Source organism: Streptomyces yerevanensis (assembly GCF_000716805.1).
Classification (GTDB): Bacteria; Actinomycetota; Actinomycetes; order Streptomycetales; family Streptomycetaceae; genus Streptomyces; species Streptomyces flaveus.
This window is the reverse complement of sequence record NZ_JNWJ01000007.1, coordinates 293,847-309,313: the sequence shown is the minus strand read 5'-3', so window position 1 is coordinate 309,313 and position 15,467 is coordinate 293,847. Positions and strand designations below refer to the sequence as shown.

Here is a 15,467-nt window from a genome sequence, read left to right as displayed (position 1 = left end):
GGGTGTAGCCGAAGCCCGGCTCCAGCGGCTCGATCACGAACCGGGAGCGGAACTCGTCGACGACCTCTTCGGTCAGGGACGGACGCTGAGCAATCAGCATGTTGCGTTCCTTCTGTCAGGGGCGCCCGCTATTTGACGCCCTGATGTATTGCAAGGATACGGGCGATACGGCTCCGAAGAGCCATACCGCCCGAAAACCTCAGACCAAGCAGCCGTACGTCAAGTCAGACGCGACGGCGCTTCGGCGGACGGCAGCCGTTGTGCGGGGTGGGCGTGACGTCCTGGATGGAGCCGACCTCAAGACCGGTCGCCTGAAGCGAACGGATGGCGGTCTCACGACCCGAACCCGGGCCCTTGACGAACACGTCCACCTTGCGCATGCCGTGCTCCTGCGCGCGGCGGGCGGCCGACTCGGCGGCCATCTGCGCGGCGAAGGGGGTCGACTTGCGCGAGCCCTTGAAGCCGACGTGGCCGGCGGAGGCCCAGGAGATCACGTTGCCGGTGGGGTCGGTGATCGAAACGATGGTGTTGTTGAACGTGCTCTTGATGTGCGCGTGGCCGTGAGCGACGTTCTTCTTTTCCTTGCGGCGCACCTTCTTGGCAGCGCCCTGACGTCCCTTGGGGGGCATCTATTACTCCTACGGGGAGGTGGTCGGTCCTACAGCGAAGACCGCTGATGAAGCGTTGTCCGCTGAGGACTACTTCTTGCCCGGCTTCTTCTTACCGGCGATGGCGCGACGCGGACCCTTGCGGGTACGGGCGTTGGTGCTGGTGCGCTGACCGTGGACGGGCAGGCCACGACGGTGGCGGATGCCCTGGTAGCAACCAATCTCGATCTTGCGGCGAATGTCGCCCTGAACCTCGCGACGGAGGTCACCCTCGGTCTTGATGTTGTTGTCCACGTACTCGCGGATCTTGACCAGCTCCTCCTCGGAGAGGTCGCGAACGCGGGTGTTCGGGTTGACGCCGGTCTCGGCCAGCGTCTTCTGCGAGAGGGTCCGGCCGATGCCGAACACGTAGGTGAGGGCAACCTCCACGCGCTTTTCGCGCGGGATGTCAACACCGGAAACGCGTGCCATTCAATGGCTCCAGTTGTCGTTCGGAGGTCTTCCGCAGAACCGGCTCCCGCCCGCCGTCCTCTTGGACTCCAAGATTCGGTACGAACGGGTCCCCAGCCTCCGACCGGGGGTATCGGATCCTTGCTGGACATGGGATCCGGGCTCTGCGTATGAACATGTGCTGCTTGCGTCGCGCGAAGTCTGCGGATGCAGAAGGTTGGTCGTGCGTCAGCCCTGGCGCTGCTTGTGGCGCGGGTTTTCGCAGATGACCATGACCCGACCGTGACGGCGGATCACCCTGCACTTGTCGCAGATCTTCTTGACGCTCGGCTTGACCTTCATTGGGTGAGGTTCTCCGGGTCAGTGCCACCACCCCGCGAGTGCGGGGCACAGGCAAGATCTACTTGTAGCGGTAGACGATCCGGCCACGCGTCAGGTCGTACGGAGACAGCTCCACCACGACCCGGTCGTCAGGGAGGATGCGGATGTAGTGCATACGCATCTTGCCGCTGATGTGTGCCAGGACCTGGTGGCCGTTCTGGAGCTCCACCTTGAACATGGCGTTCGGGAGAGACTCGACGACAGTGCCTTCGATCTCGATGGCACCTTGCTTCTTGGCCACGCTTCGCCCTTCGAATCGACTACCTTGATCGGCTCCACACAACCGCATGCAGACATGCGGGTACACAAGAGCCGACGAGTCAGTCTACGTCAGGGCCATCAGAAACACGAATTGAGAGCCTGCCCACCCAGGAAGATCCTTAAGCGGAGTGGGTGGGGACGCGCCCCTTCAGGGGCGCGGGGCTGTATCGATGTGCGGCTCCGCCGCGTGGGCGCGACCAGCCACAACGCACCCGCAGCCGCGACACGACATGTCACCCCACCCCCTGGCGGGGGGCCTGGGGCGCAGCCCCCAGTTCCGGGAAGGGGCGGGACTGGGGAAAGAAAACCCTCCCCGCCACCCCGCCACCCCGTCACCCCAGCGGATCAGGCGCAGCCACAACCCCGTACTCGGCAAGCTTCGCCTTACCCCCGTCCGGAGCCGTCAGCACGAGCGGCCCCGCCTCCGTCAGAGCGACCGAGTGCTCCCAGTGGGACGACCACGTGCCATCCGTGGTGATGACCGTCCAGTCGTCCGAGAGAACCTCGGTCTTCGCCGTCCCCAAGGACACCATCGGCTCGATGGCAAGGCAGAAGCCGGGCACCAGCTTCGGCCCCCTCCCCCGCTTCCGCTCGACATAGTTCAGCAGATGCGGATCCATGTGCATCTCCGTACCGATGCCATGCCCGCCGTAGTCCTCGATGATCCCGTACCGCCCGCCGCCGGGCTTGGGCTGCCGCCGGATGTACGTCTCGATGGCACGGGAGACATCGACAAGCCGGTGCCCCACCTTCATCGCGGCGATCCCCGCCCACATCGACTCCTCGGTCACCCGCGAGAGCTCAACGAGTTCGGGAGCGTGCCCACTCCCCACGAACGCGGTGTACGCCGCGTCCCCGTGCCACCCGTCCACAATTGCGCCGGCGTCGATGGAGATGATGTCGCCGTCCTTGAGGACGACCTCGTCACTGGGGATGCCATGGACGACGACCTCGTTCGCGGAGGTGCAGATCGTCGCGGGAAAGCCGCCGTACCCGAGGAAGTTCGACTTCGCCCCGTGCTCGTCCAGCACCTTGCGGGCGACCTCGTCGAGATCCTTGGTCGTGGCCCCGGGCACCGCCGCCTCACGCGTCGCCTTGTGGACGGCGGCGACAACAAGGCCCGCCTCACGCATCTTGGCGATCTGCTCGGGCGTCTTGATCTGCACCATGGGGCTGTCGCCTCTCCGCTTCCCGTAGAACGTCTTGGCTCAAGTCTGCCGCAACCATCAATTGAGCAACCACAACGGCGAATCACCACGTCCGCGAGAGCGGCGGCGGTTTAGCCGCAAAAAGGGGCCGCGGTGCCCGTACGGGCACCGCGGCCGAATTCAGCGGGACACCTACGCGCTCGCGTCGCTCACGGAGCTCGTGTCGCCCTCACGCTTGAGCGCGTCCATCGCCCGCTTGGTGACCTCGTCCACCTTGCCGAGCGCCGAGATCGTCACAACCAGGCCCTGCGCCCGGTAGTAGTCGATGATCGGCTCGGTCTGCGTGTGGTAGACCTCCAGCCGCCGGCGAACGGTTTCCTCGGAGTCGTCGTCGCGCTGGTACAGCTCGCCGCCGCAGACGTCGCAGACGCCTTCCTTCTTCGGCTGGCTGTACACCACGTGGAAGACATGGGCCGAGTCCCTGCGGCAGATGCGGCGGCCGGCGATGCGCTTGACCACCTCGTCCTCGGGGACCTCCAGGTCCAGCACCGCGTCCAGCTCCACCCCGTCGGCCTTCAGCGCCTGGTCCAGCGCCTCGGCCTGCGAGACGTTGCGCGGAAAGCCGTCCAGCAGGAAGCCGTTCACGGCGTCGGGCTGCTCCATGCGGTCCCGCGCCATCCCGATGGTGACCTCGTCCGGTACCAGGTTCCCCGCGTCCATGTAGGACTTGGCGAGTTTGCCGAGTTCCGTCTGCCGGTTGATGTTGGAGCGGAAGAGGTCGCCCGTGGAGATGTGCGGGATCGACAGGTTCTTGGCAAGAAACGCGGCCTGCGTTCCCTTGCCGGCACCGGGCGGTCCGACGAGGACGATTCGCATCAGCGGAGGAACCCTTCGTAATTGCGCTGCTGAAGCTGGCTCTCGATCTGCTTCACCGTCTCCAGACCCACACCCACGATGATCAGGATGCTGGTACCACCGAACGGGAAGTTCTGATTGGCGCCGAAACCAGCCAACGCCACTGTCGGCACGAGAGCGATCAGCCCCAGGTACAGCGAACCCGGCCAGGTGATCCGGTTGAGTACGTATCCCAGGTACTCAGCGGTCGGTCGGCCAGCCCGGATGCCCGGGATGAAGCCACCATACTTCTTCATGTTGTCCGCGACTTCCTCGGGGTTGAACGAGATGGCCACGTAGAAGAACGCGAAGAAAATGATCAGGAAGAAGTAGAGGATGATGTGCGGCGTCGCACCCGGATCCGCGAGATTCTTCTCGATCCAGGTCTTCCAGCCGGAGGTTCCACCGGAGAACTGCGCGATCAGCGCCGGGATGTAGAGCAGCGACGAGGCGAAAATCACGGGGATGATGCCCGCCTGGTTCACCTTCAGCGGGATGTACGTCGACGTGCCGCCGTAGGAGCGGCGGCCGATCATCCGCTTCGCGTACTGGACCGGGATGCGGCGCTGAGCCTGCTCGACGAAGACCACCAGGCCGACCATGAACAGGCCGACCGCGATCACGACGCCGAACTCGATCCAGCCGCCCGCCAGGCTGCCCTGCTGCTTGATGGCCCACAGCGCGGACGGGAAGGTGGCGGCGATCGAGATGAACATCAGGATCGACATGCCGTTGCCGATGCCGCGGTCGGTGATGAGCTCACCGAGCCACATGACGAAGGCCGTACCGGCGGTCATGGTGATGACCATCGTGGTGGTCACGAAGATCGAGCGGTCGGGCACGATCTGCGTGGCGACCGGGCAGCCCTGGAACAGCGCGCCCGTGCGGGCGGTGGCCACCAGGCCGGTGCCCTGCAGGACGGCCAGCGCCACCGTGAGATAACGGGTGTACTGCGTGATCTTCGCCGTGCCGGACTGGCCCTCCTTCTTCAGGGCTTCCAGGCGCGGGATCACCACGGTCAGCAGCTGCAGAATGATGCTCGCCGTGATGTACGGCATGATGCCGAGCGCGAAGACCGTGATCTGCAGCAGAGCGCCACCGCTGAACATGTTGACCAGGCCGAAGATGCCCTGGTTCGCGTTGGCGTTGTCGATACAGGTCTGGACGTTCCCGTAGTCGACGCCCGGGATCGGGATATGCGTACCGACCCGGTAGATCACAATGATGCCGAGCGTGAAGAGCAGCTTCTTGCGCAGGTCGGGCGTCTTGAACGCCCGGGCGAACGCGGTGAGCACGGTGCCTCCTGCGACCCCCGCGCAACTGCGTCAGAGGCGGTCTTGAGGTTCGACGAGTAATGGACAGCTAACTAACAGTCAAAAGCCGCCTGGAGTTCCCAGTGGGCACACCAGGCGAAAATGAGCAGTGCTGGCCACCATACCGGCGACACAGCTTTCCTTGGAACGACCGACCGGGGATGCCCCATTTGTGGGGCATCCCCGGTCGGGTGCGCTCAAGTCATCGAGACGCCTGTGGTGTTCAGACGAGCTCGGTGACGGTGCCGCCGGCGGCGGCGATCTTCTCCTTGGCGGAGGTGGAGGCCGCGTCGACCTTCACCTCGAGTGCCACGGAGATCTCGCCCTGGCCGAGGACCTTGACAAGGCTGTTCTTGCGAACGGCGCCCTTGGCGACCAGATCGGCCACCGTGACCTCGCCACCCTCGGGGTAGAGGGAGGCCAGCTTGTCCAGGTTCACGACCTGGTACTCGGTCTTGAACGGGTTCTTGAAGCCCTTCAGCTTCGGGAGCCGCATGTGGAGGGGCATCTGCCCGCCCTCGAAGCGCTCCGGAACCTGGTAGCGGGCCTTTGTGCCCTTGGTGCCACGACCGGCCGTCTTACCCTTCGAGGCCTCACCACGACCGACGCGGGTCTTGGCGGTCTTGGCGCCCGGGGCAGGACGGAGGTTGTGGATCTTGAGCGGGTTCTGCTCCGCCATGATCAGTCGACCTCCTCGACCGTCACGAGGTGGCGGACGGTGTGCACCATGCCGCGGAACTCGGGGCGGTCCTCCTTGACGACCACGTCGTTGATCCTCTTGAGACCAAGCGAACGCAGAGTGTCACGGTGGTTCTGCTTGCTGCCGATGTACGACTTCGTCTGCGTGATCTTGAGCTGAGCCATTACGCAGCACCAGCCCCGGCACGCGCACGCAGCAGAGCCGCGGGAGCGACGTCCTCGAGGGGCAGACCGCGGCGGGCCGCGATCTCCTCGGGACGCTGCAGACCCTTCAGGGCTGCCACGGTCGCGTGCACGATGTTGATCGCGTTCGACGAGCCGAGCGACTTCGACAGGATGTCGTGCACGCCGGCGCACTCGAGCACGGCACGCACCGGGCCACCGGCGATAACGCCGGTACCGGGGGAAGCCGGCTTGAGCAGGACGACGCCCGCGGCCTTCTCGCCCGTGATCGGGTGCGGGATGGTGCCCTGGATACGGGGGACCTTGAAGAAGTGCTTCTTGGCCTCCTCGACACCCTTGGCGATGGCGGCCGGCACCTCCTTGGCCTTGCCGTAACCGACACCGACGGTGCCATCGCCATCGCCCACTACGACGAGCGCAGTGAAGCTGAAGCGACGACCACCCTTCACAACCTTGGCGACGCGGTTGATCGCGACGACGCGCTCAACGTACGCGGTCTTCTCGGCGGCAGACGCACCGCCGTCACGGCCCTTCCGGTCCCGCCGCTCGCCGCCACCGGCACCGCTTCCGCGGCGCTGGGGTCCAGCCATTGGATTTACCTCTCTCTGTTTCCGCTAGCTACGGCAGGCTCAGAACTTGAGCCCGGCTTCGCGGGCGGCGTCCGCCAGGGCGGCGATGCGCCCCGCGTACTGGTTGCCACCACGGTCGAACACGACGGCCTCGACGCCCGCGGCCTTGGCGCGCTCGGCGACCAGGGCGCCGACCTGCTTGGCCTGCGCGGACTTGTCGGACTCTCCGCCGCGGATCGAGGTGTCCAGGGTGGACGCCGACGCAAGGGTGTGCCCCTTGAGGTCGTCGATCACCTGGGCCACGATGTGGCGGTTCGAGCGCGTCACGACCAGGCGGGGACGCTCAGCCGTACCCGAGACCTTCTTACGGATCCGGATGTGGCGCCGCTTGATGGCAGCACGCTTGTAGGCGTCGCCCTTGGCGATCTTCTGCCCGTATGCCATGGCTTACTTACCCGCCTTTCCGACCTTGCGGCGGATGACTTCGCCCTCGTACTTGACGCCCTTGGCCTTGTACGGGTCGGGCTTGCGCAGCTTGCGGATGTTGGCCGCAACCTCGCCGACCTTCTGCTTGTCGATGCCCTCGACCGAGAACCGCGTCGGGTTCTCGACCTTGAAGGTGATGCCTTCGGGGGCCTCGACCAGGATCGGGTGGCTGTAGCCGAGCGAGAACTCCAGGTTGGAACCCTTCGCCAGGACTCGGTAACCGACACCGCTGATCTCGAGCTTCTTCACGTAACCCGTGGTCACGCCGGTGATCATGTTCGCCACCAGCGTGCGGGACAGGCCGTGCAGGGCCTTGTTCTGACGCTCGTCGTTCGGGCGAACGACATTGAGAATGCCGTCCTCGCCCTTAGCGATCTCGATCGGCGCCGCAATGGTGTGGGAGAGGGTGCCCTTGGGGCCCTTCACCTGGACCGTACGGCCATCGATGGTGACGTCCACGCCGGCGGGAACCGTGATGGGGAGCTTGCCAATGCGCGACATAGCTGTTTCCTCCGTTCCCTTCCGCTACCAGACGTAGGCGAGAACTTCTCCGCCTACGCCCTTCTTGCCGGCCTGCTTGTCGGTGAGGAGTCCGTGGGACGTGGAGATGATCGCCACGCCCAGGCCGCCGAGCACCTTGGGCAGGTTGGTGGACTTCGCGTACACCCGGAGACCGGGCTTGGAGATCCGCTTGATGCCCGCGATGGAGCGCTCACGGTTCGGGCCGAACTTCAGCTCGAGAACGAGGTTCTTGCCGACCTCGGCGTCCTCGGTCTTCCAGCCCGTGATGAAGCCCTCCTGCTGGAGGATCTCCGCGATGTGCGACTTGATCTTGCTGTGCGGCATCGCCACGGTGTCGTGGTATGCCGAGTTCGCGTTACGCAGACGCGTCAGCATGTCTGCGATCGGATCAGTCATGGTCATGAATTGGCCTTCGGCCTCTCTCGCCGGGGTTTCCTGGTGCGCCATCCCTCTCCCCGATCCGAGACGGGACGGGTGCGGCGCGGTGGACCTACGGCGTAGTAAGTCGTACGGGCGTCAGGCGCCCAACCCTCCTAGCCTAAGCCATGGAGGGGTGGGCCCCTGACCGGACCCTTTACTTACCGAGAGCCCTGACAATCCCCTATTTAGGGAATTACCAGGAGCTCTTGGTCACGCCCGGCAGCTCGCCACGGTGAGCCATCTCACGAAGGCACACGCGGCAGAGGCCGAACTTGCGGTACACGGAGTGCGGACGACCACAGCGCTGGCAGCGCGTGTAGCCACGTACACCGAACTTGGGCTTACGAGCAGCCTTGGCAATCAGAGCCTTCTTCGCCATCTCGCTTACGCCTCCTTGAAGGGGAAGCCGAGGTGACGGAGGAGCGCGCGGCCCTCGGCGTCGTTGGTCGCCGTGGTGACCACGGTGATGTCCATACCCCGGACGCGGTCGATCTTGTCCTGGTCGATCTCGTGGAACATGACCTGCTCCGTGAGACCGAAGGTGTAGTTGCCACGGCCGTCGAACTGCTTGGGGGACAGACCACGGAAGTCGCGGATGCGCGGCAGCGCGAGCGACAGAGTGCGGTCCAGGAACTCCCACATGCGGTCGCCACGGAGCGTGACGTGGGCACCGATCGGCTGGCCCTCACGCAGCTTGAACTGCGCGATGGACTTACGGGCCTTGGTGACGGCCGGCTTCTGACCGGTGATCGTGGTGAGGTCGCGGATGGCGCCCTCGATCAGCTTGGAGTCGCGGGCGGCGTCGCCCACACCCATGTTGACCACGATCTTGACGAGGCCGGGGATCTGCATGACGTTCTCGTACTTGAACTCGTCACGCAGCTTGCCCGCGATCTCCTCGCGGTACTTCAACTTCAGACGCGGAGCGGTGGTGGTAGTCATCAGATGTCCTCACCCGTCCGCTTGGCAACGCGGATCTTGTTGCCTTCGTCGTCGAAGCGGTAACCGACACGCGTGACAACCTTGTTGCCGTCCTTCTCAACGACCAGCTGGACGTTGGAGACGTGGATCGGCGCCTCGGTCGTGACGATGCCGCCGGCCTGCGAACCGCGAGCGGTCGGAGCGGCCTTGGTGTGCTTCTTGACCCGGTTGACACCCTCGACCAGGACACGCTCGTCGCGCGGGTAAGCGGCAATGACCTTGCCCTGCTTGCCCTTGTCCTTGCCGGTGATGACCTGGACCAGGTCGCCCTTCTTGATCTTCATGCTCACAGCACCTCCGGCGCGAGGGAGATGATCTTCATGAACTTCTTCTCGCGCAGCTCACGGCCCACGGGGCCGAAGATACGGGTGCCGCGAGGGTCGCCGTCGTTCTTGAGAATGACAGCGGCGTTCTCGTCGAAGCGGATGTACGAGCCGTCCGGACGGCGGCGCTCCTTGACGGTGCGAACGATGACCGCCTTGATGACGTCACCCTTCTTCACGTTGCCACCGGGGATCGCGTCCTTGACGGTGGCGACGATGACGTCACCGATGCCCGCGTAGCGGCGACCGGAGCCACCGAGCACACGGATGCAAAGGATTTCCTTCGCTCCCGTGTTGTCGGCGACACGCAGCCGCGACTCCTGCTGGATCACGTCTATCTCCTGTTTGTCTGCCGGTTCCCGCAGGGCCCTTTCGGGGCGACCCTGCGAGCCTGGCGGAACCGTCCTGCGAGTTGCTCCCGCAGGAATTACTTGGGCCTCTGGAGGCGGAAACCCTCGCCGAGGGCTCGGCACCACCGGCCCTGAGGCCGGAGGCGGCGCGCTGCTCCAGGCCGGTGGCCCGGAGCAGCGCCCTTGCGGGGCCGAGGGCTCCCGTCCCGCAGGCCCGAGGGCCTGCGGGCGGTGGCCCCGTGGGTCCGGCCGCAGGCCGCCCGGCGGACTCCGCGATTCGCTTCGCGAGCCCGCCGTCGGGCCTGGCGCCGGATCCCTTTGCCAGGGCCTTCGCCCACCCGGCCCGGGGGCCTGGGGGCGGAGCCCCCAGCGGGGGTCAGCGGGGGCGGAGCCCCCGCTTATTACTTCGCCTTCTCGAGGATCTCCACGATGCGCCAGCGCTTCGTCGCCGAGAGCGGGCGGGTCTCCATGAGGAGGACCCGGTCACCGACACCGGCGGCGTTCTGCTCGTCGTGCGCCTTGAGCTTGTTCGTACGGCGGATGACCTTGCCGTACAGCGCGTGCTTGACGCGGTCCTCGACGGCGACGACGACGGTCTTGTCCATCTTGTCGCTGACGACGAGACCCTCACGGGTCTTGCGGAAGCCGCGCGCGGCCTTCTCCGCGGCGGAGCCGCTGGTGTCTGCAGTTTCAGTCACGTTGTTCTCGCTCATCAGGCGCTCTCCACCGTCTCGATGCCCAGCTCGCGCTCACGCATCAGGGTGTAGATCCGCGCGATGTCCTTACGGACCGCCTTCAGACGGCCGTGGTTCTCGAGCTGACCGGTCGCCGCCTGGAAGCGGAGATTGAACAGCTCTTCCTTGGCCTCGCGAAGCTTCGCGAGAAGCTCCTCGTCGCCCAGTTCGCGCAGCTCGGACGCCTTGGTACCGGCCGACATCACGCTTCACCTGCCTCGCGCCGCACGATGCGGCACTTCATCGGAAGCTTGTGAGCAGCGCGGGTAAGCGCCTCACGCGCAATCTTCTCATTCGGGTAGGACAGCTCGAACATCACCCGACCGGGGTGAACGTTCGCGACCCACCACTCCGGCGAACCCTTACCGGAACCCATGCGGGTCTCGGCGGGCTTCTTCGTGAGGGGACGGTCCGGGTAGATGTTGATCCAGACCTTGCCGCCACGCTTGATGTGGCGGGTCATCGCGATACGAGCCGCCTCGATCTGGCGGTTCGTCACGTACGCCGGCGTGAGGGCCTGGATGCCGTACTCGCCGAACGCAACCGTCGTACCACCCTTGGCCTGACCGCGGCGCTTGGGGTGGTGCTGCTTGCGGTGCTTGACCCTACGAGGGATCAGCATGTCGGTCAGGCCTCCGTTCCAGTGCTCTCAGCCGGAGCGGCAGCGGCGGGAGCCTCGGCCTTGGGGGCCTCGGCAGCCGGCGCGGACTGCTGCTGCGGCTTGCGACCGCGACCGCCACGCTCGCCACCGCGGCCACCGCCACGGGCCGGGCGGTCAGCGCCGCCACGGGCCGGACGGTTGCCGGCGCGGGCGGCGGCGTTCTCGGCGCGGACCTCGGCGATGTTCTTGACGTCGCCCTTGTAGATCCAGACCTTCACACCGATGCGGCCGAAGGTCGTCTTGGCCTCGAAGAAGCCGTAGTCGACGTTCGCGCGGAGCGTGTGCAGGGGCACGCGGCCCTCGCGGTAGAACTCCGAGCGGGACATCTCGGCGCCGCCGAGACGGCCACCACACTGGATCTTGATGCCCTTGGCGCCGGCCTTCATCGTGCCCTGCATGCTCTTACGCATGGCGCGACGGAAGGAGACGCGGGAGGACAGCTGCTCGGCAACGGCCTGGGCAACCAGCTGAGCGTCGGTCTCGGGGCTCTTGACCTCGAGGATGTTCAGCTGGACCTGCTTGCCCGTGAGCTTCTCGAGGTCGCCGCGGATGCGGTCGGCCTCGGCGCCACGGCGGCCGATGACGATGCCGGGACGCGCAGTGTGGATGTCCACACGGACGCGGTCACGGGTGCGCTCGATCTCCACCTTCGAGATGCCGGCGCGCTCCATGCCGGACGTCATCATCCGACGGATGGCGACGTCTTCCTTGACGTAGTCCTTGTACAGCTTGTCGGCGTACCAACGGGACTTGAAGTCCGTGGTGATGCCGAGCCGGAACCCATGCGGGTTAACCTTCTGGCCCATTACCGGGTTCCTTCCTTGCTGCTGACGACCACGGTGATGTGGCTGGTCCGCTTGCGGATCCGGTAGGCCCGGCCCTGGGCACGCGGCCGGAACCGCTTCAGGGTCGGACCCTCGTCGACGTAGGCCTCGGTGATGACGAGGCTGTCGGCGTCGGTGTGGTCGTAGTTGTGCGCGGCGTTGGCGATGGCGCTGTCCAGCACCTTGCCGACCGGCACGCTCGCGGCCTGCGGGGTGAAACGCAGGACCGCCTGGGCCTCCGTGGCATCCATGCCACGGATGAGGTCCACCACTCGGCGGGCCTTCATGGGCGTGACGCGGATGTACCGCGCCTGGGCCCTGGCTTCCATGGTTGTCCCTTCAGTGTCTGTCATGGTCATTCACCCCGCGTTAGCGGCGCTTCGACTTCCGGTCGTCCTTGACGTGACCCCGGAAGGTGCGCGTCGGCGAGAACTCGCCGAGCTTGTGGCCGACCATGGACTCGGTGACAAACACCGGGATGTGGGTCTTGCCGTTGTGCACCGCGATCGTGTGGCCCAGCATGGCCGGGACGATCATCGAGCGACGGGACCAGGTCTTGATGACGTTCTTGGAACCGGCTTCGTTCTGGGCGTCCACCTTCTTGATCAGGTGGTCGTCGACGAAGGGCCCCTTCTTGAGACTGCGCGGCATCTAAACCCGCTCCTAGCGCTTCTTGTTCGTCTTGCGGCGGCGGACGATGTACTTGTTCGAAGCCTTCTTCGGCGAACGAGTACGACCCTCCTTCTGACCCCACGGCGAGACCGGGTGGCGACCACCGGAGGTCTTGCCCTCACCACCACCGTGCGGGTGGTCAACCGGGTTCATCGCCACACCGCGGACGGTCGGGCGAACGCCCAGCCAGCGCTTGCGGCCGGCCTTACCCCAGTTGATGTTGGACTGCTCGGCGTTGCCGACCTCGCCGACGGTGGCGCGGCAGCGCACGTCGACCAGGCGGATCTCTCCGGACGGCATACGAAGGTGGGCCATCGTGCCCTCCTTCGCGAGCAGCTGCACGGAGGCACCGGCGGAACGGGCGAACTTGGCGCCGCCACCGGGACGGAGCTCGATCGCGTGGATCGTGGTACCGACCGGGATGTTGCGGAGCGCCAGGTTGTTGCCGGGCTTGATGTCGGCCCCGGGGCCGTTCTCCACACGGTCGCCCTGCCGCAGGTTGCGCGGGGCGAGGATGTAGCGCTTCTCGCCGTCCGCGTAGTGCAGCAGCGCGATGCGCGCGGTGCGGTTGGGGTCGTACTCGATGTGCGCGACCTTCGCCGGCACGCCGTCCTTGTCATGGCGACGGAAGTCGATGACGCGGTAGGCGCGCTTGTGGCCACCACCCTGGTGGCGGACGGTCACACGACCGGAATTGTTACGGCCGCCCTTGCTGTGCAGCGGGCGAACCAGCGACTTCTCCGGCGTGGACCGCGTGACCTCGACGAAGTCGGCGACGCTGGAGCCACGGCGGCCCGGCGTAGTCGGCTTGTACTTGCGGATTCCCATTTCTCAGTCCTCGTCCGATATCGGACCAGGGCGCTCCGTTAGGAGGCCTGGCCGAAGATGTCGATACGGTCGCCCTCGGCAAGGGTCACGATCGCGCGCTTGGTGTCGGCACGCTTGCCGAAACCAGTGCGGGTCCGCTTGCGCTTGCCCTGGCGGTTGATCGTGTTGACCCCGGTGACCTTGACCGAGAAGACCGCCTGGACGGCCTGCTTGATCTGGGTCTTGTTGGCACGCGGGTCGACGACGAACGTGTACTTGTTCTCGTCGAGGAGCGCGTAGCTCTTCTCGGAGACGACCGGCTTGATCAGTACGTCACGGGGGTCCGTGTACGACTTGCTCAGCGGCGTCTCGACGGTGTTCTTGCCCTCGGTGGCGTGGCGACGCGCCTTGGCGACGCGCGCTTCCTTGGCCTTCTTCGCGGCCTTCGAGGCGATGGAGGGATGACGGATAGCCATCAGACCTCGCTCCCTTCAGTGTCGGTGGCCTTCGGGCCGGACACGAAGGACTCGAAGGCGGCCTGGGTGAAGACCACGTCGTCCGAGACGAGAACGTCGTACGTGTTCAGCTGGCCCGGCTCCAGGATGTGCACCTGGGGCAGGTTGCGGGCGGAGAGCAGCGAGGCCTCGTCCGCGCGGTCGATCACCAGGAGCACGTTCTTGCGCTCCGAGATCTTGCCGAGCAGCGACTTGGCGGCCTTGGTGGAGACCTCGCTCTCGACCACGCCGGTGACGACGTGGATGCGGTTGTTGCGGGCCCGGTCGGTGAGGGCGTGGCGCAGGGCCGCGGCCTTCATCTTCTTCGGGGTCCGCTGCGAGTAGTCACGCGGCACGGGACCGTGCACGACGCCACCACCGGCGAACTGCGGAGCGCGGGTCGAGCCCTGGCGCGCGCGGCCGGTGCCCTTCTGGCGGTAAGGCTTCTTACCGCCACCACGAACCTCGCCGCGGGTCTTGGTCTTGTGCGTGCCCTGACGGGCAGCGGCCAGCTGAGCGACGACGACCTGGTGGATCAGCGGGATGCTGATCTTCTCGACGTCGAAGATCTCCGCGGGGAGCTCGACCGTCCCGGTCTTGTCGCCTGCCGGCGAAATGATGTCAACAGTGCTCATCGTTACCTCAGGCCCCCTTGGCCGCGGTGCGGACCAGGACGAGGCCGCCGTTCGGACCGGGAACCGCGCCCTTGATGAGCAGCAGACCCTTCTCCGCGTCAACGGCGTGGACGGTCAGGTTCTGGGTGGTGACCCGCTCGTTGCCCATACGACCCGCCATGCGGAGGCCCTTGAACACACGGCCCGGGGTGGCGCAGCCACCGATGGAGCCGGGAGAGCGGTGCTTGCGCTGCGTGCCGTGACCGGCGCCGAGGCCCTTGAAGTTGTGACGCTTCATGACACCGGCGAAGCCCTTGCCCTTGCTCTTGCCGGTGACGTCGACCTTCACGCCGGCCTCGAAGGTTTCGGCGGTGATCTCCTGCCCGAGCGTGTACTCGCCGGCGTCCGCGGTGCGGAGCTCCACGAGGTGGCGGCGGGGGGTCACGTCGGCCTTGGCGAAGTGGCCCTTGAGGGGCTTGTTCACCTTGCGCGGGTCGATCTCGCCGAAGGCGATCTGCACGGACTCGTAGCCGTCGGTGTCGTTCGTACGGACCTGGGTGACGACATTCGGCCCGGCCTTGACGACGGTGACGGGAACAACGCGGTTGTTCTCGTCCCACACCTGCGTCATGCCGAGCTTCTCGCCCAGGATGCCCTTGATCTGCTTAGCCATTCTCAGATCACCGGCCCTCAGAGCTTGATCTCGATGTCGACACCGGCCGGGAGGTCGAGTCGCATCAGAGAGTCAACGGTCTTGGGCGTCGGGTCGAGGATGTCGATCAGGCGCTTGTGGGTACGCATCTCGAAGTGCTCGCGCGAGTCCTTGTACTTGTGCGGCGACTTGATGACGCAGTACACGTTCTTCTCAGTGGGCAGCGGCACCGGGCCCGCGACCGACGCACCAGTACGCGTCACCGTCTCGACGATCTTCTTCGCCGAGGAGTCGATGACCTCGTGGTCGTAGGCCTTGAGCCGGATGCGGATCTTCTGTCCCGCCATGGCTACTCCGTAGTCCTGTCTCTCAAAAACGCTCTGGCGACCCGGAAGGTCCGCGTCTCGTTCCTCCGACCCAC

At 65.9% G+C, this 15,467-nt stretch carries 28 protein-coding genes and 1 pseudogene; all 29 read right to left on the bottom strand.

Annotated elements, in window-relative coordinates; translation table 11 throughout:
• Window positions 1–100 (bottom strand): annotated as a pseudogene (locus tag OP79_RS53775) (DNA-directed RNA polymerase subunit alpha); the annotation flags it as partial.
• 124 nt (window positions 101–224) lie between these two features.
• Window positions 225–629 carry a 30S ribosomal protein S11 gene (rpsK, locus tag OP79_RS09990; protein ID WP_003948617.1) on the bottom strand — a complete coding sequence of 135 codons (405 nt, stop codon included), beginning with the start codon at window positions 627–629 and terminating at the stop codon, window positions 225–227.
• Window positions 630–698: 69 nt separating this feature from the next.
• A complete protein-coding gene (gene rpsM / locus OP79_RS09985; RefSeq protein WP_033319652.1) occupies window positions 699–1,079 on the bottom strand; it encodes a 30S ribosomal protein S13 in 381 nt (126 codons plus the stop codon).
• Window positions 1,080–1,286: 207 nt separating this feature from the next.
• Window positions 1,287–1,400 (bottom strand): 50S ribosomal protein L36, encoded by a 114-nt coding sequence (gene rpmJ, locus OP79_RS09980; RefSeq protein WP_003998809.1) that lies wholly within the window; start codon window positions 1,398–1,400, stop codon window positions 1,287–1,289.
• A 58-nt stretch (window positions 1,401–1,458) separates the two neighbouring features.
• Window positions 1,459–1,680 carry a translation initiation factor IF-1 gene (gene infA / locus OP79_RS09975; protein WP_003948620.1) on the bottom strand — a complete coding sequence of 74 codons (222 nt, stop codon included), beginning with the start codon at window positions 1,678–1,680 and terminating at the stop codon, window positions 1,459–1,461.
• Window positions 1,681–2,032: 352 nt separating this feature from the next.
• A complete protein-coding gene (map, locus tag OP79_RS09970; protein WP_033319651.1) occupies window positions 2,033–2,869 on the bottom strand; it encodes a type I methionyl aminopeptidase in 837 nt (278 codons plus the stop codon).
• A 171-nt stretch (window positions 2,870–3,040) separates the two neighbouring features.
• Window positions 3,041–3,724: an adenylate kinase gene (locus tag OP79_RS09965; RefSeq protein ID WP_033319650.1), complete on the bottom strand. Its 684-nt coding sequence runs from the start codon at window positions 3,722–3,724 to the stop codon at window positions 3,041–3,043.
• Window positions 3,724–5,037, bottom strand: coding sequence for a preprotein translocase subunit SecY (gene secY / locus OP79_RS09960; RefSeq protein WP_033319649.1), 1,314 nt, complete (start codon window positions 5,035–5,037; stop codon window positions 3,724–3,726). Before secY ends, OP79_RS09965 begins: the two co-directional genes overlap by 1 nt.
• 241 nt (window positions 5,038–5,278) lie before the next feature.
• Window positions 5,279–5,734, bottom strand: coding sequence for a 50S ribosomal protein L15 (gene rplO, locus OP79_RS09955; RefSeq protein ID WP_033319648.1), 456 nt, complete (start codon window positions 5,732–5,734; stop codon window positions 5,279–5,281).
• Window positions 5,735–5,736: 2 nt separating this feature from the next.
• Window positions 5,737–5,919 carry a 50S ribosomal protein L30 gene (gene rpmD, locus OP79_RS09950; RefSeq protein WP_033319647.1) on the bottom strand — a complete coding sequence of 61 codons (183 nt, stop codon included), beginning with the start codon at window positions 5,917–5,919 and terminating at the stop codon, window positions 5,737–5,739.
• Window positions 5,919–6,527, bottom strand: coding sequence for a 30S ribosomal protein S5 (rpsE, locus tag OP79_RS09945; RefSeq protein ID WP_033319646.1), 609 nt, complete (start codon window positions 6,525–6,527; stop codon window positions 5,919–5,921). The genes rpmD and rpsE overlap by 1 nt, the downstream gene beginning before the upstream one ends.
• Before the next feature lie 39 nt (window positions 6,528–6,566).
• Window positions 6,567–6,950 (bottom strand): 50S ribosomal protein L18, encoded by a 384-nt coding sequence (gene rplR / locus OP79_RS09940; protein ID WP_037973501.1) that lies wholly within the window; start codon window positions 6,948–6,950, stop codon window positions 6,567–6,569.
• 3 nt (window positions 6,951–6,953) lie between these two features.
• A complete protein-coding gene (gene rplF, locus OP79_RS09935) occupies window positions 6,954–7,493 on the bottom strand; it encodes a 50S ribosomal protein L6 (protein ID WP_033319645.1) in 540 nt (179 codons plus the stop codon).
• Between the two features lie 24 nt (window positions 7,494–7,517).
• Window positions 7,518–7,916 (bottom strand): 30S ribosomal protein S8, encoded by a 399-nt coding sequence (gene rpsH, locus OP79_RS09930; RefSeq protein ID WP_033319644.1) that lies wholly within the window; start codon window positions 7,914–7,916, stop codon window positions 7,518–7,520.
• Between the two features lie 211 nt (window positions 7,917–8,127).
• Window positions 8,128–8,313, bottom strand: coding sequence for a type Z 30S ribosomal protein S14 (locus OP79_RS09925; RefSeq protein WP_003948630.1), 186 nt, complete (start codon window positions 8,311–8,313; stop codon window positions 8,128–8,130).
• 5 nt (window positions 8,314–8,318) lie between these two features.
• Window positions 8,319–8,876 carry a 50S ribosomal protein L5 gene (gene rplE / locus OP79_RS09920; RefSeq protein ID WP_033319643.1) on the bottom strand — a complete coding sequence of 186 codons (558 nt, stop codon included), beginning with the start codon at window positions 8,874–8,876 and terminating at the stop codon, window positions 8,319–8,321.
• Window positions 8,876–9,199, bottom strand: coding sequence for a 50S ribosomal protein L24 (gene rplX / locus OP79_RS09915; RefSeq protein ID WP_033319642.1), 324 nt, complete (start codon window positions 9,197–9,199; stop codon window positions 8,876–8,878). The genes rplE and rplX overlap by 1 nt, the downstream gene beginning before the upstream one ends.
• A 2-nt stretch (window positions 9,200–9,201) precedes the next feature.
• Window positions 9,202–9,570: a 50S ribosomal protein L14 gene (gene rplN, locus OP79_RS09910; protein WP_003992364.1), complete on the bottom strand. Its 369-nt coding sequence runs from the start codon at window positions 9,568–9,570 to the stop codon at window positions 9,202–9,204.
• 419 nt (window positions 9,571–9,989) lie between these two features.
• On the bottom strand, window positions 9,990–10,301 hold the full coding sequence (gene rpsQ, locus OP79_RS09905; protein ID WP_033319641.1) for a 30S ribosomal protein S17: 312 nt from the start codon (window positions 10,299–10,301) through the stop codon (window positions 9,990–9,992).
• The gene (gene rpmC / locus OP79_RS09900) at window positions 10,301–10,525 is read right to left on the bottom strand and encodes a 50S ribosomal protein L29 (protein ID WP_003998824.1); all 225 of its coding nucleotides are present in this window, start codon (window positions 10,523–10,525) and stop codon (window positions 10,301–10,303) included. The genes rpsQ and rpmC overlap by 1 nt, the downstream gene beginning before the upstream one ends.
• Entirely contained in the window at window positions 10,525–10,944 is a 420-nt protein-coding gene (gene rplP / locus OP79_RS09895) for a 50S ribosomal protein L16 (protein WP_033319640.1), read from the bottom strand. Before rplP ends, rpmC begins: the two co-directional genes overlap by 1 nt.
• A 5-nt stretch (window positions 10,945–10,949) precedes the next feature.
• Window positions 10,950–11,789, bottom strand: a complete 840-nt coding sequence (rpsC, locus tag OP79_RS09890; RefSeq protein WP_033319639.1) for a 30S ribosomal protein S3 — start codon at window positions 11,787–11,789, stop codon at window positions 10,950–10,952.
• Window positions 11,789–12,136 carry a 50S ribosomal protein L22 gene (gene rplV / locus OP79_RS09885; protein ID WP_033319638.1) on the bottom strand — a complete coding sequence of 116 codons (348 nt, stop codon included), beginning with the start codon at window positions 12,134–12,136 and terminating at the stop codon, window positions 11,789–11,791. The genes rpsC and rplV overlap by 1 nt, the downstream gene beginning before the upstream one ends.
• A 40-nt stretch (window positions 12,137–12,176) precedes the next feature.
• Window positions 12,177–12,458, bottom strand: a complete 282-nt coding sequence (gene rpsS / locus OP79_RS09880; protein ID WP_007384069.1) for a 30S ribosomal protein S19 — start codon at window positions 12,456–12,458, stop codon at window positions 12,177–12,179.
• Window positions 12,459–12,470: 12 nt separating this feature from the next.
• Entirely contained in the window at window positions 12,471–13,307 is an 837-nt protein-coding gene (rplB, locus tag OP79_RS09875; RefSeq protein WP_033319637.1) for a 50S ribosomal protein L2, read from the bottom strand.
• A gap of 38 nt (window positions 13,308–13,345) precedes the next feature.
• A complete protein-coding gene (gene rplW, locus OP79_RS09870) occupies window positions 13,346–13,762 on the bottom strand; it encodes a 50S ribosomal protein L23 (protein ID WP_033319636.1) in 417 nt (138 codons plus the stop codon).
• A complete protein-coding gene (gene rplD / locus OP79_RS09865; protein WP_033319635.1) occupies window positions 13,762–14,415 on the bottom strand; it encodes a 50S ribosomal protein L4 in 654 nt (217 codons plus the stop codon). Before rplD ends, rplW begins: the two co-directional genes overlap by 1 nt.
• 7 nt (window positions 14,416–14,422) lie before the next feature.
• Window positions 14,423–15,067 carry a 50S ribosomal protein L3 gene (gene rplC, locus OP79_RS09860; protein ID WP_033319634.1) on the bottom strand — a complete coding sequence of 215 codons (645 nt, stop codon included), beginning with the start codon at window positions 15,065–15,067 and terminating at the stop codon, window positions 14,423–14,425.
• 17 nt (window positions 15,068–15,084) lie between these two features.
• Window positions 15,085–15,393, bottom strand: a complete 309-nt coding sequence (rpsJ, locus tag OP79_RS09855) for a 30S ribosomal protein S10 (RefSeq protein ID WP_003948644.1) — start codon at window positions 15,391–15,393, stop codon at window positions 15,085–15,087.
• Window positions 15,394–15,467 lie beyond the last annotated feature (74 nt).